This window comes from Streptomyces sp. NPDC086147, assembly GCF_040702165.1.
In the GTDB taxonomy this organism is placed as follows: domain Bacteria; phylum Actinomycetota; class Actinomycetes; order Streptomycetales; family Streptomycetaceae; genus Streptomyces.
Window position 1 is genome coordinate 1 of the sequence record NZ_JBFBJO010000061.1, and the last position, 1,124, is coordinate 1,124.

The 1,124-nt window shown below is 67.2% G+C and carries 2 protein-coding genes; both read left to right on the top strand.

The window, feature by feature from the left end:
- Positions 1-538: winged helix-turn-helix domain-containing protein (locus tag AB0398_RS34290; RefSeq protein ID WP_366379585.1), on the top strand; the 538-nt coding region annotated here is incomplete at its 5' end.
- On the top strand, positions 535-1,110 hold the full coding sequence (locus tag AB0398_RS34295; RefSeq protein ID WP_366379586.1) for a transposase: 576 nt from the start codon (positions 535-537) through the stop codon (positions 1,108-1,110). The genes AB0398_RS34290 and AB0398_RS34295, both read left to right, overlap by 4 nt.
- The last annotated feature ends 14 nt before the right edge of the window (positions 1,111-1,124 follow it).

Sequence of the window (1,124 nt, forward strand, 5' to 3'; positions counted from 1 at the left end):
ATGGGTATGGCGGCCGTGCTGGTGGGATCCTGGTGTGGTGTCTTTCAAGCCTTCGTCTGTGGTTCCTCCTTTGACGCGGCCGCAGTTGGCCGAGGCCCGGCGGGTGCGGGCGGCCGAGCTGTTCGATCAGGGGCGTTCGGGTGCCGAGATCGCGCGGATGCTGGGGGTCAGCGAGGAGAGTGTGCGGCGGTGGAGACGGGTGTGGGAGGAGGGCGGCGCTGACGCCTTGCGTCGGCGTCCGGCCAGTGGTCGTCCGCCCAAGCTGGACGATACCCAGGTCGAACGGGTGCGGGCCGCCCTGGAAAAAGGCGCCCAGGCGCATAGTTTCGAGGCCGATCTGTGGACCCTGGAGCGGGTCGGCCTGGTGGTTGAGCGGGTGACCGGGGTGGCGCTGTCGAAGGCGTCGGTGTGGCGGCTGTTGACCGGCCGCCTCGGATGGAGCCTGCAGCGACCCGAACGACGTGCGGTCGAAAGAGACGAGTCTGAGATCGCCCGCTGGATCGCGCACGAGTGGCCGCGGATCAAAAAGGGGCGGTGAACACACGTGCCTGGATCGTCTTCCTCGACGAATCGGGCGTCTCGCTGCTGCCGCAGGTCCGCCGCACCTACGCGCCCCGCGGCCGTACCCCGCTCCTGCGACACCGGCTGAACTGGAAACGCGCCTCGATGGCCGCGGCCCTCGGATATAACGCCGCCGATCCAGAGCGAGGGCCTCGCCTGTGCTTCCACCTCAAACCCGGCAGCTACGACACCACCGCACTCATCGAGGTCCTGGAGCAGATGAAGGTGTTCTACCGCGGTGAGCGGGTGGTGCTGGTGTGGGACGGGCTGTCGGCTCACTGGAGCCGGGCGATGCAGGCCTGGGTCGACGAGCAGGACTGGCTCACCCTGGAGCGGTTACCCGCCTACGCGCCCGAGCTCAACCCGGTGGAACTGCTGTGGTCCTCGCTGAAGAAACGCGAGCTCGCCAACCTCGCCGGCGACCACCTCGCCGACGTCGCCGACGCCACCGAACAGGGCATCCACCGCATCAACAACAACCCTCAACTGCCCTGGTCCTTCCTCACCCACACCGGCCTCAACATCCACCCATCAACCCCACGCAACTAAAGAAAAGATCAGTA